The sequence below is a fragment of the Rhizobium acaciae genome, assembly GCF_025941625.1.
In the GTDB taxonomy this organism is placed as follows: domain Bacteria; phylum Pseudomonadota; class Alphaproteobacteria; order Rhizobiales; family Rhizobiaceae; genus Rhizobium; species Rhizobium acaciae.
Genome location: NZ_JAPCZO010000006.1, coordinates 123,962 through 140,710 on the forward strand (window position 1 = coordinate 123,962; position 16,749 = coordinate 140,710).

General features: G+C 62.3%; 15 protein-coding genes. 7 read left to right on the forward strand and 8 right to left on the reverse strand.

From position 1 onward, the window contains the following. Positions 1-46 precede the first annotated feature (46 nt). The gene (locus OLZ32_RS11640; RefSeq protein ID WP_264396127.1) at positions 47-1,063 is read right to left on the reverse strand and encodes an ABC transporter substrate-binding protein; all 1,017 of its coding nucleotides are present in this window, start codon (positions 1,061-1,063) and stop codon (positions 47-49) included. Positions 1,064-1,246: 183 nt separating this feature from the next. On the opposite strand from OLZ32_RS11640, the gene OLZ32_RS11645 reads away from it, so the two are divergent. Beyond that, positions 1,247-2,236 carry a LysR family transcriptional regulator gene (locus tag OLZ32_RS11645; protein ID WP_264396128.1) on the forward strand — a complete coding sequence of 330 codons (990 nt, stop codon included), beginning with the start codon at positions 1,247-1,249 and terminating at the stop codon, positions 2,234-2,236. Here OLZ32_RS11645 and OLZ32_RS11650 read toward each other — a convergent pair. Continuing rightward, complete coding sequence (locus OLZ32_RS11650) at positions 2,199-3,065, reverse strand: creatininase family protein (protein WP_264396129.1); 867 nt, start codon at positions 3,063-3,065, stop codon at positions 2,199-2,201. The two genes, OLZ32_RS11645 and OLZ32_RS11650, sit on opposite strands and share 38 nt — an antisense overlap. Positions 3,066-3,299: 234 nt before the next feature. Here OLZ32_RS11650 and paoA point away from each other — a divergent pair, with 234 nt between their 5' ends. The 5 genes from paoA to OLZ32_RS11675 are packed head-to-tail and all read left to right on the forward strand — an operon-like array spanning position 3,300 to position 8,685. Next, positions 3,300-3,947, forward strand: a complete 648-nt coding sequence (paoA, locus tag OLZ32_RS11655) for an aldehyde dehydrogenase iron-sulfur subunit PaoA (RefSeq protein WP_264396130.1) — start codon at positions 3,300-3,302, stop codon at positions 3,945-3,947. After that, on the forward strand, positions 3,944-4,894 hold the full coding sequence (locus OLZ32_RS11660; RefSeq protein ID WP_264396131.1) for an FAD binding domain-containing protein: 951 nt from the start codon (positions 3,944-3,946) through the stop codon (positions 4,892-4,894). Before paoA ends, OLZ32_RS11660 begins: the two co-directional genes overlap by 4 nt. A gap of 3 nt (positions 4,895-4,897) precedes the next feature. Continuing rightward, positions 4,898-7,096: an aldehyde oxidoreductase molybdenum-binding subunit PaoC gene (paoC, locus tag OLZ32_RS11665; protein ID WP_264396132.1), complete on the forward strand. Its 2,199-nt coding sequence runs from the start codon at positions 4,898-4,900 to the stop codon at positions 7,094-7,096. Positions 7,097-7,151: 55 nt separating this feature from the next. Beyond that, positions 7,152-8,081 carry an XdhC family protein gene (locus tag OLZ32_RS11670; RefSeq protein ID WP_264396133.1) on the forward strand — a complete coding sequence of 310 codons (930 nt, stop codon included), beginning with the start codon at positions 7,152-7,154 and terminating at the stop codon, positions 8,079-8,081. After that, positions 8,074-8,685 (forward strand): nucleotidyltransferase family protein, encoded by a 612-nt coding sequence (locus tag OLZ32_RS11675; RefSeq protein WP_264396134.1) that lies wholly within the window; start codon positions 8,074-8,076, stop codon positions 8,683-8,685. The genes OLZ32_RS11670 and OLZ32_RS11675 overlap by 8 nt, the downstream gene beginning before the upstream one ends. A gap of 120 nt (positions 8,686-8,805) precedes the next feature. On the opposite strand, the gene OLZ32_RS11680 is transcribed toward OLZ32_RS11675, so the two are convergent. Both OLZ32_RS11680 and OLZ32_RS11685 read right to left on the reverse strand, forming a co-directional pair. After that, complete coding sequence (locus OLZ32_RS11680; protein WP_264396135.1) at positions 8,806-10,143, reverse strand: epoxide hydrolase family protein; 1,338 nt, start codon at positions 10,141-10,143, stop codon at positions 8,806-8,808. Between the two features lie 175 nt (positions 10,144-10,318). Further along, positions 10,319-10,909 carry a TetR/AcrR family transcriptional regulator gene (locus OLZ32_RS11685; RefSeq protein WP_026238463.1) on the reverse strand — a complete coding sequence of 197 codons (591 nt, stop codon included), beginning with the start codon at positions 10,907-10,909 and terminating at the stop codon, positions 10,319-10,321. A 118-nt stretch (positions 10,910-11,027) separates the two neighbouring features. Here OLZ32_RS11685 and OLZ32_RS11690 point away from each other — a divergent pair, with 118 nt between their 5' ends. Beyond that, complete coding sequence (locus OLZ32_RS11690; RefSeq protein ID WP_264396136.1) at positions 11,028-12,254, forward strand: MFS transporter; 1,227 nt, start codon at positions 11,028-11,030, stop codon at positions 12,252-12,254. 196 nt (positions 12,255-12,450) lie between these two features. Here OLZ32_RS11690 and OLZ32_RS11695 read toward each other — a convergent pair whose 3' ends face one another. The 4 genes from OLZ32_RS11695 to OLZ32_RS11710 are packed head-to-tail and all read right to left on the reverse strand — an operon-like array spanning position 12,451 to position 16,719. Beyond that, complete coding sequence (locus OLZ32_RS11695; RefSeq protein ID WP_264396137.1) at positions 12,451-13,365, reverse strand: SMP-30/gluconolactonase/LRE family protein; 915 nt, start codon at positions 13,363-13,365, stop codon at positions 12,451-12,453. Positions 13,366-13,379: 14 nt separating this feature from the next. Then, the gene (locus tag OLZ32_RS11700) at positions 13,380-14,330 is read right to left on the reverse strand and encodes an ABC transporter permease (protein WP_264396138.1); all 951 of its coding nucleotides are present in this window, start codon (positions 14,328-14,330) and stop codon (positions 13,380-13,382) included. Next, the gene (locus tag OLZ32_RS11705; RefSeq protein ID WP_025396864.1) at positions 14,327-15,274 is read right to left on the reverse strand and encodes an ABC transporter permease; all 948 of its coding nucleotides are present in this window, start codon (positions 15,272-15,274) and stop codon (positions 14,327-14,329) included. Before OLZ32_RS11705 ends, OLZ32_RS11700 begins: the two co-directional genes overlap by 4 nt. Next, positions 15,271-16,719, reverse strand: a complete 1,449-nt coding sequence (locus tag OLZ32_RS11710; RefSeq protein ID WP_264396139.1) for a sugar ABC transporter ATP-binding protein — start codon at positions 16,717-16,719, stop codon at positions 15,271-15,273. The genes OLZ32_RS11705 and OLZ32_RS11710 overlap by 4 nt, the downstream gene beginning before the upstream one ends. Positions 16,720-16,749 lie beyond the last annotated feature (30 nt).

A 16,749-nucleotide genomic window follows, 5' to 3' on the forward strand; every position in this document is an offset into this window, starting at 1 on the left:
GGCCCGCCACATCCTCAATGGCGGACCAGGAGAACCGTCGGTCGGCCTACTTCTTCAGTGCCATTCCGGCGCCCTTGCAGACGAACTTCGTCGTGAAGGCCTTGGTGTAATCGGTATCGGCCTTGAACACCTTGATGGCGGTCATCTCGTCGAAGAACTTCTTGTAATGGGCGTCAGTGATGCAGCCGATGCCCTTGTCGAGGCTATCGCCGGATTCGATGATGCCGTATTCCTTCATCTTGGTGATCGAATAGGCGATCTGGCCATCCGTTATTTCAGGATTGTCCTTCTTGATCAGCGCGTTCGCCTTGGTGTTGTCGCCATGGAGGTAGTTGTACCAGCCCTCGATCGAGGCATCGACGAAGCGCTGCACGACATCGGACTTGCTGTCGATCATCGCCTGTGTTGTCGTGATCATCGTCGAATAGGGCGAGTAGCCGTTGTCGGCGAGCAGGAAGACCTTCGGCTCAAAGCCTGCCTGCTTCTGGATCTCGTAGGGTTCGGAGGTCAGGTACCCCTGCTGGGCAGACTCCTTGTCTGCGAGGAAGGGGGCGGGACTGAAGTTATAGGGCTTGTACTGCTCGTCCTTGAAGCCTTTGAAGTTGGCCTTCATCCATTCGAAATAGGTGAGGTAGCCGTCCTTGCTGAGGAACAGCGTTTTCAGCTTGGCGAGGTCCTCGAACGTGTCGACGCCGTTATCCGGATGGGCGATCAGCACCTGCGGATCCTTTTGGAAGATCGCGGCGACATCGACCAGCGGGATGCCCTGCTCGACGGCGGATATTTCTCCCTGAGGACCACCCATGTAGAAATCGAGCTTGCCGGAAATCAGCAGCGCGCTGTTTGCAGCATTCGGGCCGCCCTGGACGATGGTGACGTCGAGGCCGTATTTTGCATAGGTGCCGTCGGCGACGGCTTGGTAGAAGCCGCCATGTTCCGCCTGGGCAAGCCAGTTCGTCCCGTAGCTCACCTTGTCGAGGGCAAGCGCCGGCGAGGCGGCGGCAAGCATCGAAGCGAGGCCGAGGCAGCCCAGGAATTGCGTCTTCGTCTGTGCTTTCAACATGGTCGGCAGTTCCCCTTTTTGACCGAGGGAGGCCTTGCTCGGCCTCCTTTTGAGGGAATTTGAGCCATTGCCATGCGCTTTGAAAAGCATCAAAATTCGTGCGCATTGATGCCTTTTCGGCATCTGTCGGAAAGCTGAAAATAATTTGTGCGCCCTGCGCAAAATTTATGCATCGGAGAGACCATGCTGCACTCCAGACGCCTTCTTTACATCAACGAGATTGCCCGTTGCGGTTCGATCCGCAAGGCGGCCGCGCGCCTCAATGTTGCGTCATCGGCGGTCAACAGGCAGATTTTGGCGCTGGAGGAGGAGATCGGGGCGCCGCTTTTCGAGCGGCTGCCGCGTGGCTTGCGGCTGACAGCTGCCGGCGAACTCTGCATCGAGCATATCCGCGACGTGCTGAAGAATTACGAGCGCCTGGAGGGGCGCATCCGCAGCCTCAAGATGCAGCAGGCCGGCAAGGTGCGCATGGTGACCACCGTTGGGCTTGCCGCCGGGCCGCTGCCCGAAATCATCGCGCGTTTTCTTTCAGAGCATCCGCGCGTCTTCGTCCAACTGCGCAACGACACCGGCGGCACGACGGCCAGCCCCGTTGTATCAGGCGAGGTGGATATCGGTCTCGGCTTCAACATCCCCGCCACGCCCGGCATCCGCACGCTCGGAAATTTCGATATCCCGATCGGTGTCGTGCTGCCGCCGGGGCATCAGCTAATCGGTCCCGGGCCGATCAACCTTGCCGATGTCACCCAGGAAAAACTGGTTCTGGCGCAGCCGGGCACCAGCCTGCGCGAAGTGATCAACCTTGCTTTTGCGCGCCTACCCATTTCGGTCGAGCCGGTGCTGGAAACCAATGCATCGGAGATGCTGAAGCAACTGGTCAAATGCGGCACCGGGCTGACGCTGCTCAATCCGCTTGATGTCATCACCGAATGCCGGCGCGGTGAACTCGTCTTCCGGCCGATCGCCGAGCCGCATGCGCGTTACCAGCAGATGAAGCTGTTTGCGCGTGCCCGCGCGCCGCTTGACGCGGCCACCAGCCTTTTCGTCGAATATCTGCTCGCCGAACTGCTCGGCCTGGTGCAGGAATTGCAGGCCAAAGGTCATATCCCACCGGATGTGAAACCCGCGGCTGAGCCTATTTCACATAGAGATTCGAAAGCGGATAGGCCTTGAGGTCCCGGAGCATCTCGACGAACCCCTTGACCTGATGGCGGCAGATCGCCTCACCCTTTTCGGCAGTGGCAATCGAGGCATCGCCGACCACGCCGAAGGGATTGAGGTCATGCGCGATCCAGGCAAGCGAATGCGGCGGCAGAGGCTGAAGAAATTTGGATTGCTGCCGCATCCCTTCGGCCTTCGAGGCAAAGTTCTGGGCCTTGTCCATCCGCACCAGCTCGGGGCGGAAATGCAGCATCAACGATGTCTCGACATCGCCGCCGTGGATGCCGTATTTGCTCTCGTGATCGCTGACCATGCCTTCCGGGTGGCCGAAACGGCCCCATTGCGTGGAGACCACCGCCATTTGATAGCGCACGCGCAGTTCGCGCGCGACGATGCTCATGATGTCGACATTGCCGCCGTGGGAATTGACGATCACCATCTTCCGCAGCCCGGCTTCGGCAACCTTTGCGCCGATCGCCGTCCAGACGGGGATGAGCAGCTCGGCACCGAGCGACAGCGTGCCGGGGCCGTAGATGTGTTCGTTGGCCTTGCCGATCTCCTGTGTCGGAAGCACCAGCATGTCCAGATCCTCCGGCCGCTGCCTCTTCAGCTCCGCCAGCATGCCGGTCGCAATCGCGACATCCGTTGCGATCGGCAGATGCGGGCCGTGCTGTTCCGTCGAGGCGATGGGCAGAACGGCAATCGTGGTATCGGGGGAGAGGCCGGCAAAATCATATGTATTGAGCTCGTTCCAGTAAAACGGCGTGGGCATGCGGTCGTCCCCTTTCGTCAGCTGCTTCGATAGGGAGTAGGGAATAATGATGAGCCCGAAAAGCATCATTTTTTGCGCATGGCGCTGCTTTTTTTCGCGCGCATCGGCGGGCGTTGCTCCGCTGGCGCTTCAGCATCCAAGCCAACTTCATTGAAGTTGTGGCTCGCGGCATCTTATGACCGCGGCTCGGGGAATTCATGAGCCAGATCGATAACCGTATGCAACGGAAGGGGTCTAATCAGGAGGCCGAGTTGCACTACCTCAGCAGACGGCGTTGACGCGCGCCTATGTCCAACGAGCAAGGTGGAACAGTTCATGCCAAGCCAGATACAACTGGAACTTTCCCGTCGAGATCTACTTATCTCGTCGGCCGCAACGATTGCGGTCACCGGAGCCGTCGCGCCCGCGGCGGCACAGTCCCCAGGAAATGACATGGCCTATTCATCCAAAGTTTCCTTCGCGGTTAACGGTGAGAAGCGCGATCTCGAGGTCGACAACAGAACGTCGCTGCTCGACGCGTTGCGCGAGCACCTGCATCTGACCGGCACGAAAAAAGGATGCGACCACGGCCAATGCGGTGCATGCACCGTCATGGTCGACGGCCACCGCATCAATTCCTGCCTGACACTGGCGGTCATGCACGAAGGCGATCAAATCACCACGATCGAGGGCCTCGGTCAGCCTGAAAACCTTCATCCGATGCAGGCGGCCTTCGTCAAGCATGACGGCTTCCAGTGCGGCTACTGCACGCCGGGACAGATCTGTTCCTCCGTGGCGGTGCTCGAGGAGATCAAGGCGAACATACCGAGCCACGTCACCGGCGACCTTACGGCGCAAGCGGCCGTCACTGCGGCCGAGATCCGCGAACGCATGAGCGGCAACATCTGTCGATGCGGCGCCTATTCCAACATTATCGATGCCATCTCGGAAGTCGCGGGGATAAAAGCATGAGAGCCTTCACTTATGAACGCGCCTCGTCCGTCGAGGCCGCGGCCAAGGCTGCAGCCTCAAATCCTGAAACCAAGTTCATCGCCGGCGGCACCAACCTCCTCGACCTGATGAAGCTCGAGATCGAAACGCCAACGCATCTGATCGATGTCAACACTGTCGGCCTCGACAAGATCGAACCCACGCCGCAGGGCGGGCTGCGCATCGGCGCCTTGGTCCGCAATACTGATCTTGCAGCTCATGAAACCGTTCGCCGCGACTACGGCCTGATCTCCAGGGCGCTTGTCGCGGGCGCCTCCGGGCAATTGCGCAACAAGGCGACGACGGCCGGCAACCTCCTGCAGCGCACGCGCTGTCCTTATTTCTATGACCCGAACCAGCCGTGCAACAAGCGGCAGCCGGGCAGCGGCTGTTCCGCCATCGGCGGCTTCAGCCGCCAGCATGCCGTCGTCGGCACCAGCGAAGCTTGCATCGCCACGCACCCGAGTGACATGGCCATCGCCATGCGGGCGCTCGATGCTGTTGTGGAAACGGTCAAGGCCGACGGAAGTCGCCGCTCGATTGCGATCGCCGACTTTCATCGGTTGCCCGGCGACACGCCTGATATCGAAACCGTTCTTGAGCGCGGCGAGTTCATCACGGCGGTCTTGCTGCCGCCCCCGATCGGCGGCAAGCACATCTATCGCAAGGTGCGAGACCGCGCCTCCTATGCCTTTGCGCTGGTCTCGGTCGGAGCCGTGATCCAGCCGGATGGCACAGGACGGGTCGCCGTCGGCGGCGTTGCCCACAAACCGTGGCGCATCGAGGCCGCCGAAGCCGAGCTGCCGAAAGGCGCGCGGGCAGTGGCAAGCGTGCTTCTCGCCGACGCCCATCCGACCGAACAGAACCGTTTCAAGGTGGACCTGGTCGAGCGCACGCTCGGCGCGGTCATCGCCGAAGCAAGGGGTTGAGCCATGCAGTTCGATACGCCAGCGACAACCAACCCGATCGACAATCTGAAGGTCGTCGGCCAGCCGATCCACCGCATCGACGGCCAGCTCAAGACGACCGGCCGGGCGATGTACGCCTACGAGTGGCACGATCCGAATATGTCCTACGCCTATGGTTATCCTGTCGGTGCGGCCATCGCCAAGGGCCGCATCACGTCCATGGACGTTTCCGCCGCCAAAGAGGCTCCGGGTGTGCTTGCCGTGGTGACGACGCTCGATATCGGCGAGCGGAAGAAGGGCAAGTTCAACACCGCCAAGCTTTTCGGTGGCGACGAGGTTCAGCACTATCACCAGGCAATCGCGGTCGTCGTCGCCGAGACCTTCGAACAGGCGCGCGCCGCAGCCTCCCTGGTCAAGGTCGATTATGCCGAGGAAAAGGGTGTGTTCGACCTCGGCCAAGCCAAGGATTCAGCCGTCAAGCCGGATGAATCGCAGCAGCCCGATACAGCGGTCGGCGACTTCGAGGCTGCCTTCAGGTCAGCTCCCGTCACTGTTGACGCGTCTTATACGACGCCCGACCAGTCGCATGCGATGATGGAGCCGCACGCATCGATCGCGGCCTGGAACGGCGACGAGGTGACCCTCTGGACCTCCAGCCAGATGATCGACTGGTGGCGTTCCGACCTTGCAACGACGCTCGACATCGACAAGGAGAAGATCCATCTCATGTCGCCCTTCATCGGCGGCGGATTCGGCGGCAAGCTGTTCCTGCGGGCGGATGCCGTGCTGGCCGTTGTCGGCGCGCGTGCCGTAAAGCGGCCCGTCAAGGTCGCCTTGCCCCGCCCGTTTGTCATGAACAACACCACCCATCGGCCGGCGACGATCCAGCGGATCCGTATTGGAACCGAGCGTGACGGCAAGATAACCGCCATTGCCCACGAAAGCTGGTCTGGCGATCTTCCGGGCGGTGGATTGGAGACAGCCGTCAACCAGACACGGCTCCTCTACGCGGGTGCAAACCGGATGACCGCGATGCGGCTGGCGACACTGAACCTCCCGGAGGGCAATGCCATGCGCGCTCCGGGCGAAGCCCCCGGACTGATGGCGCTCGAAATCGCCATCGACGAGATTGCCGAAAAAGTTGGGATCGATCCTGTGCAGTTTCGGATCATCAACGACACCCAGGTCGATCCGGAGAAGCCGCAGCGGCCTTTTTCCCAGCGCAATCTCGTCGGCTGCCTGACGCTCGGTGCTGAGCGGTTTGGCTGGGGTGAACGGGGAAGGCCGGGTTCCAGGCGGGACGGCAACTGGCTGGTCGGCATGGGCGTCGCCGCTGCCTTCCGCAACAACCTCGTCCTTCCCTCCGGAGCCCGGGTAAAACTCGACCGGGAAGGCGTCGTAACGGTCGAAACCGACATGACCGACATCGGGACGGGCAGCTACACGATCATCGCCCAGACCGCCGCCGAGATGATGGGAGTCACGATCGATAAGGTCGCCGTCCAACTCGGCGACTCGCGTTTTCCGGTTTCTGCGGGTTCCGGCGGACAGTTCGGTGCGAACTCCTCCACGTCCGGCGTCTACGCAGCCTGTGTCAAGCTGCGTGAGGCCATCGCCAAGAAGCTCGGCTTCAACTCCGAAGACATCGTCTTCGAGAACGGCGGGGTCCGCTCGGGCAATCGTTCGGTGCCTCTTGCCGAAGCCGCCGGTCCGGATGGTCTTGTCGGCGAGGATACCATCAAGTGGGGCGAGCTCACCGAAACGCATCAGCAATCGACATTCGGCGCCCACTTCGTCGAGGTTGGCGTCGACATCGCCACTGGGGAAAGCCGCATTCGCAGGATGCTCGCAGTCTGCGCGGCAGGCCGGATCCTCAACCCGATCACGGCCCGCAGCCAGGTCATCGGCGCGATGACGATGGGGGCCGGCGGCGCACTGTCCGAGGAATTGGCGGTCGACACCCGTCGCGGCTTCTTCGTCAACCACGATCTCGCCAGCTATGAAGTGGCGGTGCATGCCGACATTCCGCACCAGGAGGTGATCTTCATGGACGAGACCGATCCGATGTCCTCGCCGATGAAGGCGAAGGGCGTCGGCGAGCTTGGCCTTTGCGGCGTCGCGGCAGCAATCGCCAACGCCGTCTATAACGCGACCGGCGTCAGGGTTCGGCACTATCCGCTGACGCTTGACAAGCTCATCGGCGGCTTGCCGGACGTGGCTTGATCACGTCGACGGCGGTCCGAAAGCCGGACCGCCGTCGCTTCCTGTAGGATTTCCCATGCATCACACACTTGCGCCCGTCACGGCGCCAATTCCCGTCAGGGCCACGTCCACTGACGATCCTGTGGAACTGCTTCGATTCGCGATAGACGCCCATGGTCTTGGCGCGGCGGCACTTGCCACCCTCGTCGAAATCCGGGGCGGGGCCGCGCGGGCGCTCGGCGCTCATATGGCCTTTGCCGCAGACGGACGGTTCTGCGGCTATGTCTCCGGCGGATGCGTCGAAGCCGCCGTCGCTTCCGAAGCGCTTCTGGCAATGGCGGAAGGACGGGACCGCACGGTCAAGTTCGGCGACGGCTCTCCCTTCTTCGACATTGTCCTTCCCTGCGGCGGCGGGATCACTGTTGCAATCCATGTCCTGAAAGATGTCGGCGCTTTGCAGCATGTTCTGGATCGTCTCCGACGGCGGCAGGCAGCCGGCCTTTCATATTCGCCAGAGCGGCAGACGCTCGAACCGGTAGACCCACTGCCACGGGCGTGCTGGCTCGAGCGAGATTTCCTGAGCGTCTACCGTCCCCGCACCCGCATCGTCCTTTCCGGGCAGACGATCGAAGCGCAGGCCGTCGTACGACTGGCCGAAGCTTCCGGCTACGACGTGATCGTCAGGGGACAGGGCGAGGGGGCCAGGGTCGCAGCCGACAACATCGACCCCTTCACGGCCGTCGTGCTCCTGCATCATGACCTCGACGCCGAAGCCGCCATACTCGAGGCCGCGCTTCACTCGCCTGCCTTTTACATCGGCGCACTCGGCAGCACCCGGACGCATCATCGGCGTGTCGAGCGGTTGAGAGCCATGGTTTTCAGAAAGGACGACATCGCTCGCATCAAGGCGCCCATCGGGATGTTCGGCCCGACGCGGGATGCAACCTCGCTCGCCCTGTCTGTTCTGGCGGATGTCGCCGCGGCAAGACTGGTGGCTTATGCGTGAGGCGTCAGTCGCGATCGTCATTCTCGCTGCCGGCAAGGCAAGCCGGATGGGTGAGGGCGGGAAGCACAAGCTGCTGGCCGAATTCGACGGCGTACCGCTCGTGCGGCGGTCGGCATTGACCGCGCTCGCTGCGGATGCAGCCTCCGTTATTGTCGTTACGGGCCATCGCAGGAGCGAGATCGAGGCTGCGCTCGACGGGCTCGCGCTGACTCTCGTCGATAATCCCGATTACGCCAGCGGCATGGCGAGCTCGCTCATGGCAGGGTTCTCATCAAAGCGCGCTGACAGCGCCGAAGGCATTCTCGTCATGCTCGCCGATATGCCCGGCATTTCCACGACGCATCTCGATGCCCTGATTTCCACCTTTCGCAACGCCGGCGGCGAGGCCGTCGTGCGCGCCGTCTCGCGGGGGAAACCTGGCAATCCTGTTATCCTGCCCCGTTCTCTCAGTCAGGCAGTCCTTGGGCTTGAAGGCGATGTCGGCGCGCGCGATATCATCGCCACATCAGGCCTGCCCGTGCTCGATGTCGATGTTGGCGACGCGGCTTTGCTCGACGTCGACACTCCGGACGAGGTATTGGCGGCGGGCGGCGCATTGAACTGACCCAGGAATACAGTGAGATGAGGATGATTTGATGAAACGGTTCGAGCTGGATTCTCCGCGGCTTTGAATTCGCCACTCTTAGCCGCGGATATGCCAAGCCGTCATTCTGCAGCCGATGGATCAACGCACCGACCTGAATGCCTCTCGCAGTTCTTCAGCGAAAAGCTTGGGCTGTTCCCAGGCGGCGAAGTGACCGCCCATATCGACACGGTGGTAATAATGCAGCGTGGGATAGGCCTGCTTGCTCCAACTCTCCGGCGCCTGGTAGATCTCCTTCGGGAATACGCTGATTGCTACCGGGATCTTGATCTCTTTGGTCTTTTGGGCGTCGGAGCTGAAGTTGTTGTTGTTGTTTTCCCAATAGAACCGCGACGAGGATGCCCCAGTGTTGGTCAGCCAGTACAATGTGATGTCATTCAGCATTTCGTCCTTGGAAAAAACGCGCTCGGGAATGCCCTCGCTGTCGCTCCATTGAGCAAATTTTTCGTAGATCCAGGCAGCCAGACCCGACGGTGAGTCGGAAAGCGAGTAGCCGATCGTCTGCGGACGCGTCACCATCACGGCCCCATAGGCGGCATTCCGGCCGAAGAAGGTACTCAACGATTCATAGGCATCCCGCTCGGGCGCCGACAGTCCCGCAGGAGCCGGGTCTCCACTGTTGATCGCCTTGGTGAGATTGCCCGGAACTGTCGCCGGCATGTTGAGATGGATACCAAGCAAGCCCTTGGGTGCCCGGCGCGCCAGCGCGTCGGAGATAACGGAACCATGGTCGCCACCCTGGGAAACATAGTGCGCGTAGCCGAGCCGCTTCATCAGGATGTCCCATGCTCGCGCGACGCGGTCAGGCCCCCAGCCAAGCTCCGTCGGCTTACCCGAAAACCCGTAGCCGGGGATGGAAGGGATGACCACGTCAAATGCATCCTCCGCTCTACCGCCATAAGCAGTCGGATCTGTAAGAGGGCCGACCGCCTTGATGAACTCGAAGGTCGAACCCGGCCAACCATGGGTCAGAACGACGGGAAGGGCGTTGGGATGACGCGATCGCACATGGATGAACTGGATATCGACCCCGTCGATCGTCGTGATGAATTCCGGAAGTGCATTGAGCTCAGCCTCGGCTTTGCGCCAGTCGTAATCAGTGCCCCAGTAACGGACCAGATCCTGGACGCGCGAAAGCTGAATGCCTTGCGAGGCGTCGCTCACGGTTTCCTTATCTGGCCAACGCGTTTCGGCAATGCGCTTGCGCAGATCGTCAAGCTGTGTCTGCGGAACGTGGATCTGGAACGGGCGGATCGTTTCGTCGGCCTTGATCGGCGTCGTCGGCCCGTCCGATGTGACATCGGCGGCACTCGCTGGCACAAGGTAACCGGCTGGGAACAGCAACATCGGTCCAACCGCCATCACCATCGCTCCGCGGGCAATCCGGCGCCAGGCGAGAATATTGTCAAACTTCTTCATGAGGCACTCCATGTTCTTGTCGCCCGGGGCGACATTTCGTGACGGAGTGATGTCTGACGGGTCTGCGTATCCGGCATGTTTCAAGAAATGCCAAAAACGTATCAGAGTGTGGAGTGGCGGCTACACAGGGGCGGGAACGCAATCGTCGAGGACCGACCTGGGCAAAATCAATACCTCATTGCTGCCTGCGGAGGCTCCCCAGCATAGCCTTGAATCCCGCGACGGCTCGCTTCGAAACCGCCTCCGGATTCTCGGCATTGGCGATCCAAAGCGCCATATGGCTGCTGGCGCCATTGATGAGGCGAGCGGCGGTTTCGGTGTCGATGTCGATGATCTCGCCATCGGCCTTGAGACGGTCGAGGCTGCGGGAGAGGGCGGCGATACAGCCGGGGGTGTTCTGCCATTGCGAGATGTCGCCGAGGACGGCCGGGCCATCGCGAAACATGATACGCTGGATTTCGGGCTCAAGCGCCATCTCGATGTAAGCGGAGCACTCGTCGACAAAGCCCTGCCAGCGCGTCGGAGCGGCGGCCGAGACCTCGTTCAGCCGCTCCGTCATTTCCGCATCGATTTCCATGATGACGGCCTGGAGCAGGCCCCTCTTGTCACCGAAGTGGTGATAGAGGGCGCCGCGCGTCAGCCCCGCTTCGCCGGTGAAATCGTCCATCGAAGCTTCCGCATAGCCGATCGTGCCAAAGGCACGCCGCCCGGCTGCGATCAGTTTGCCTCGGGTCTCTGCGATCATCTCCTGGCGCGGTTTGCGCATGGCTTCTCCATTGGCATACGCCGCGTATCTTTTTCATTGACATACGGGACGTATGCATTATTTAAACACATACGCTCCGTATATAAGTGTTCTATCCGATAGCTGGAAGGGTCGTCCCATGTCAAATCCGTACAGACAAATATTCGCGGCACCTGGGGCCAAGGGCTTCTCCGCAGCCGGCTTTTTTGCACGCCTTCCCATCGCCATGGCGCCGATCGGCATCGTTGCCATGCTCTCTCAGGCACATGGCGAATATTGGCTGGCGGGCGCCGTGTCGGCGACTTATGCGCTCACCAATGCGGTGATCTCGCCGCAGATTTCGCGCGCGGTCGACCGGCTGGGCCAGACGGCAGTGGTCGTTCCCACAACCATCGTATCCGTGCTGGCGTTTATCGCGCTGATCACCGCGACCAACCAGAACTGGCCGGTGTGGACGCTGTTCGCCTCAGCCTTCCTCGCGGCAGCCATGCCGAGCATTCCGGCGCTGATGCGGGCGCGCTGGACGGAACTCTTTCGCAACCAGCCCGAGCTCAACACCGCCTTCGCGTTCGAAAGTGCCGCGGACGAACTGGTCTATATCGCCGGCGCCTCGCTGTCGGTCGGGCTGGCCGTCGCCCTATTCCCCGAAGCCGGCATGATGGTGAGCACAGCTTTTCTGGCGCTCGGGACCGCCGCCTTCATCGTGCAGCGCGGCACCGAGCCGAAGGTGCGGCATGTCGCCGGCGCGGCTTCGGTTGGCTCCGCGATCCGCCAGCGTCCGGTGCAGATCATCACGCTCGCGCTGATCTTCGTCGGCGCGATCTTCGCAACCGCTGAAGTGAGTGTTGTCGCCATCACCAAGGAGCTTGGTCAGCCGAATGCGGCAAGCCTAGTCATCGGTGTCTATGCCCTCGGTTCCTTCCTGGTGGGTTTGACCCTCGGCGCGCTCAATCTGCGCATCCCCTTGCATCGTCAGTTGCTGATCGCTGTTGCGATCCTTGCACTGACCTCGCTGCCGCTGCTCGTCGCCGGCAGTTCGGTAACCCTGCTTGCTATCGCCGTCTTCGTCAGCGGCATCGCGATCTCGCCGACCTTTATAACGGCCTTCGGATTGATTGAGCGTCGCGTGCCGGAATCGGTGCTGACGGAAGGTGTCACCTGGGTGATGACCGGCATCGGCATCGGTATGGCGCTCGGCGCCTTCGTCTCGGGCTGGGTCGTCGACAGCTACGGTCCCCAGAGCGGATTCTGGGTGTCTGCAGCCGCTGGGGCCGCAACCGTCCTTATCATTGCGCTCGGTCAGCGTACCCTCTCGGGCGAGTGCACCGGCGGCGAAGATTGCGCGATGCTGGAGCCGGCGCAGTAGCAGGAAGACGGTAAAAGGAAGGAGCAGGTCGGGTCGACTTGCTGAACGCAGTGAGATCGCAACCGCCATGATGAGTGCGTCTGCTGGTTCCAGTGCATGTCGCGGCTGCAGCGCGCCTGTCAATTACTGGCGCGCCGTCCTCCTAACCCGCGGGTCCCCGATTCAATTTCGATCAACGCGGGATGAAATCGTGATGTTACGGCACCTGAGCCCCACTCACCGCGACATAGACCGAATAAACCGACCGCGTCGCCGCAATGAACAGCCGATTGCGTTGGGGGCCGCCGAAGGTGAGGTTGGCGACGGTCTGCGGTACGCGGATCTTGCCGATCAGCTTGCCCGTCGGGTCAAAACAATGCACGCCATCGGCGGCACTTGACCAGAGGTTCCCGTTGACGTCGGTGCGGACGCCGTCTGGGATGCCGTTGTCGATCAGGCAGAAGACGCGGCTGTTCGTGAGCCTGTTGCCGTCGACCACGTCGAAAGCGCGGATGTGACGCGGCAGGCTTTCGTCGTGGCTTGCGGCCGAATCCGCCACATAGAGGATTGTCTCGTCGGGCGAGAAGGCGAGGCCGTTCGGCTGGATGAAATCCGTGACGACGGCCGCAAGCGCGCCGGTCGTCGGATCGAGCCGGTAGACGTTGCGGGTCGGCTGCTCCGGCTCGGCGCGAAAACCTTCGTAGTCCGACATGATGCCGTAGGTCGGATCGGTGAACCAGATCGAGCCGTCGGACTTCACCACCACATCGTTCGGCGAATTGAGCCTGGCGCCCTCGAAACGGTCGGCGAGCACGGTGATCGAGCCGTCGACCTCGGTGCGCGTGACGCGGCGCGTCCCATGCTCGCAGGAGATCAGCCGACCCTGCCGGTCACGCGTATGGCCGTTGGTGAAGTTGGAGGGTTGCCGATAGACGGAGACGCCGCTTTCAGGGGTCCATCGCAGCATGCGCTGGTTGGGTATGTCGCTCCAGAGCAGCTGGTTCGCATCGTTGAACCAGACGGGACCCTCCGCCCAGCGGCAGCCGGAATAGAGCTCGTCGAGGCCGGCGCTCGTTACGATCATCTGCCGGAAGCGCGGGTCGTGGATTTCGTAGATGCTGGCCTCGGCCATGGCGGTCTTTCCGTTTATCGCATGCCGGCCCGGCGACCGCCGGCGAGCATGATGACGCTGATGATGATGAGGCCGGTCATGATCAGGCGGATGCCCGCGCCGAGCCCGTAGGTGTTGAGCATGGAGACGACCAGGAACATGAAGAGCGATGCGCCCCAGATGCCCGGTACATTGGAATCGCCGCCGGCGACCGCCGTGCCGCCGATCACGACGACGGCGATCGACATCAGCAGATATTCCGAGCCCATGTTGAGCGCCGCGCCGCCCGAGAAACAGGCGAGTAGATAGCCTGCGACCGATGCGAGAACGGCGCAGAAGAGGTAGGTGACGAAACGCGTGCCGTCGACCGGTATGCCTGCCATGCGGGCTGCCGGCATGCTCTGGCCGATCGCCGAGATCCAGCGCCCGTAGATCGTCTTCTCGAGCAGGAACCAGGCCAGCAGCGAGATGAGGAGTGCTGCGATCGCCACATTCGGCACGCCGAGCGTGCTCGACGTGGTGAATTCCGCCAGCACGCTCGGAGGCTTGATGCGCAATCCCCGGTTCGTCCAGATCGCGGCGGACTGGACGATGAAGCTCATGGAAAGCGTTGCGATGATCGGCGGAATGCGCAGCGCCTTGATGAGTGCATAATTGCCGAGGCCGACGACAAGGCCGATGACGATGGCAACGAGAAGGCCGGGCAGGATCATGCCGTTTTCGACATTCATCAGCTTCAGCGCCACCGTGCCGGCAAGCGTCATGGTGGCGGGAACCGAAAGATCGATATTGCCGGGACCGAGCGTGATGACGAACATCTGGCCGATGCCGACGATAACCGAAAAGGCCGCGAAGGTGAGGGCTGCCTGCGACAGGCCAAGCGTGCTGGCGCCGAACGTCACCATGATCGTCAGGAACCAGACGACAAAGGCGGCAAGCCACGACCAGATCCAGGGTTTGCGGAATAGGCGCAGGAGCGGGGTCATCGGCGTTTCTCCCGCTTCTCCAGGCGGTTCAGCATCAAACGGAGGGCCAGCACGATGATCAGGATCGCACCCTGAGCCCCGATCTGCCAGTCCGGCGAGATGCGCAGGAAGGACAGGAACGAGCCGGCAAGCGTCAGCGTCAGCGCACCGATGACGGCGCCGATCGGGGAAACGCGGCCGCCGATGAACTCGCCGCCGCCGAGGATCACGCCGGCGATCGACAGCAGCGTGTAGCGCAACGCGATATTGGCATCGGCCGAGGTGGTCAGTCCGACGAGGGCGATGCCGGCGAGCACGGCAAAGAGGCCGGCAAGACCATAGGCGGCAGCGCGCGCCCCAACAATCGACCAGCCGGCGCGCTCGACCGAGCGTTGGTTGCCGCCAATGCCGCGCATCAGCACGCCGAGCGACGACCGCATGACGAGAAGATGGGCGACCAAGGCGATGACGATGCTGGCGACGATCGCCATCGGCGCCAGCGGCGGCTTGACGGTCATCAGCCAGCGTACCCAGTCCGGCGCCTGCCCGCCCGGTGCCGGCAGCAGCAGAACGGCAAGGCCGCCCCAGACGAAGCTCATGCCGAGGGTCACGACGATGGACGGCAGGTTGCGCAGATAGATGACGACGCCGAGCGCCGCATAGGTTGCGATCGCGCCTGCAAGGATCAGCACGCCGATCACCGGAGCATCCCGCAGAAAGGTCGCGGTGACGCAGGCGACGAAGCTGACGAAGGCGCCCATCGAGAGATCGAGATCGTTGACCGCCATCACGATCATCTGGGCGATCGTCGCAAGCGCGATCGGCACAGCCAGGTTGAACAGCAGGTTGAGCCCGACATAGCTCATGGCGCGCGGCTGTAGCCAGAAGACGGCGGCGAGCAGCAGCGTCAGCGACAGGGCGGGAATCGCTAGACGCAGGGCGTCGGACGACAGCCGGAACGTCATGCGGCGACCCCTTCGAAGGAGGCGGCGATGATGTTCTTCTCGTTGACGGCATCACCGGCGAGTTCGGCCGTGATGCGGCCTTCGCGGAAGACGTAGACGCGGTCGCAGAGGCGAACCTCGTCCATCTCCGTCGAGTACCAGATGAAGGTGCGGCCGCGCGCCGCTTCCTCGCGGATAATCGCGTAGACCTCCTGCTTGGTGCCGACGTCGACACCGCGCATCGGATCGTCCATCAGGACGACAGGTGCGCGCGTCGCAAGCGCGCGCGCAAAAAGCACTTTCTGCTGGTTGCCGCCCGAAAGCGACAGGATGCGATTGTCCATATCGGGGGTGCGGATCTCGATCCGCCGCTTCCAGTCGGCGCCTTTCGTCTCCTCTTCGTCCGCGAGGATGAGACCGCGACGGGAGAGGTCACCGAGCGAGGCGATGGAGAAGTTGCGCAGGATGCTCCACAGCTCGAAGACGCCGTTGAGGCGGCGGTCGCCGGCAACGAAGGTGACGAGCGGATCTCTCTCCGGCAGCCAGTTGCTCGACTGGGTGGCATGCAGGGCGAGCAGGAGCTCGGTCTGCCCATGGCCCGCCAGGCCCGCCAGTCCGATGATCTCGCCCTTGCGGGCCGCAAAGGGAAGGCCCTTTGCCTGATGGGACAGAATGAGCGGAGCGGTGGATTGTTCGCGGGCCGAGCGCTTGGTTTCCTCCTTCGCAACGGTTCCCATGGCTTCCACGAGGCCGTGATGGTCAAAGCCCCGCGCCGGGCGCTCGGCGACAACGCGGCCGTCCTTCATGACGACGATGCGATCGGAGGTTTCGAGGATCTCGTGCAGGATATGCGAGATGAAGATGACGGACCCGCCGGTGGCGATGAAGCGGCGGACATGGTCAAGCATCTGCCGGGCAAGGCTTGCATCGAGCGACGAGGTTGGTTCGTCGAGGATCACCAGCCGCGGCGCAATGCCGGAGTCGGAAAAGGCCATTGCGATCTCGACCATCTGCCGCTCGGCGATCGAAAGATCTCCCACGGCCCTGCTGCTGTCGATGCCGTGGCCGGGAAAGACGGCGTCGAGGCTCGTCTCGATGATTTTTGCGGCGCGCCTTCGCCAGCCGAAGCCACCGAGATGGCGATGCATGATGCGCGTGTTCTCGACGATCGAAAGGTTGGGGCAGAGCGAGAGTTCCTGGAAGACGCAGCGCACGCCGCGGGCACGCGCAGCGTTGATGCCATAACGCTCGATCCGTTCGCCGTCGCTCGCCACACTTCCTTCGTGCGGCGTGAGACCGCCGTTGATCACGCTGACAATGGTGGACTTGCCGGCTCCATTGTGTCCGACAAGCCCGACGCATTCGCCCGGCATGACGCGAAGGGTCACGCCATCGAGTGCCCTGACTGCGCCGAAACTCACCTTGGCGCCATCGACGGCGATCACCGCCTTCAAAACGTCATCCATGCTGCCCGCCATGCCTGCTTGAAAAAAATG

Excerpts from the sequence above, each read along its gene's own strand:
- OLZ32_RS11640 (WP_264396127.1), bottom strand. The coding sequence starts at position 1,063 with ATGTTGAAAGCACAGACGAAGACGCAATTCCTGGGCTGCCTCGGCCTC.
- OLZ32_RS11645 (WP_264396128.1), top strand. The coding sequence starts at position 1,247 with ATGCTGCACTCCAGACGCCTTCTTTACATCAACGAGATTGCCCGTTGC.
- OLZ32_RS11650 (WP_264396129.1), bottom strand. The coding sequence starts at position 3,065 with ATGATGCTTTTCGGGCTCATCATTATTCCCTACTCCCTATCGAAGCAG.
- OLZ32_RS11660 (WP_264396131.1), top strand. The coding sequence starts at position 3,944 with ATGAGAGCCTTCACTTATGAACGCGCCTCGTCCGTCGAGGCCGCGGCC.
- paoC (WP_264396132.1), top strand. The coding sequence starts at position 4,898 with ATGCAGTTCGATACGCCAGCGACAACCAACCCGATCGACAATCTGAAG.
- OLZ32_RS11670 (WP_264396133.1), top strand. The coding sequence starts at position 7,152 with ATGCATCACACACTTGCGCCCGTCACGGCGCCAATTCCCGTCAGGGCC.
- OLZ32_RS11675 (WP_264396134.1), top strand. The coding sequence starts at position 8,074 with ATGCGTGAGGCGTCAGTCGCGATCGTCATTCTCGCTGCCGGCAAGGCA.
- OLZ32_RS11680 (WP_264396135.1), bottom strand. The coding sequence starts at position 10,143 with ATGAAGAAGTTTGACAATATTCTCGCCTGGCGCCGGATTGCCCGCGGA.
- OLZ32_RS11685 (WP_026238463.1), bottom strand. The coding sequence starts at position 10,909 with ATGCGCAAACCGCGCCAGGAGATGATCGCAGAGACCCGAGGCAAACTG.
- OLZ32_RS11690 (WP_264396136.1), top strand. The coding sequence starts at position 11,028 with ATGTCAAATCCGTACAGACAAATATTCGCGGCACCTGGGGCCAAGGGC.
- OLZ32_RS11695 (WP_264396137.1), bottom strand. The coding sequence starts at position 13,365 with ATGGCCGAGGCCAGCATCTACGAAATCCACGACCCGCGCTTCCGGCAG.
- OLZ32_RS11700 (WP_264396138.1), bottom strand. The coding sequence starts at position 14,330 with ATGACCCCGCTCCTGCGCCTATTCCGCAAACCCTGGATCTGGTCGTGG.
- OLZ32_RS11705 (WP_025396864.1), bottom strand. The coding sequence starts at position 15,274 with ATGACGTTCCGGCTGTCGTCCGACGCCCTGCGTCTAGCGATTCCCGCC.
- OLZ32_RS11710 (WP_264396139.1), bottom strand. The coding sequence starts at position 16,719 with ATGGATGACGTTTTGAAGGCGGTGATCGCCGTCGATGGCGCCAAGGTG.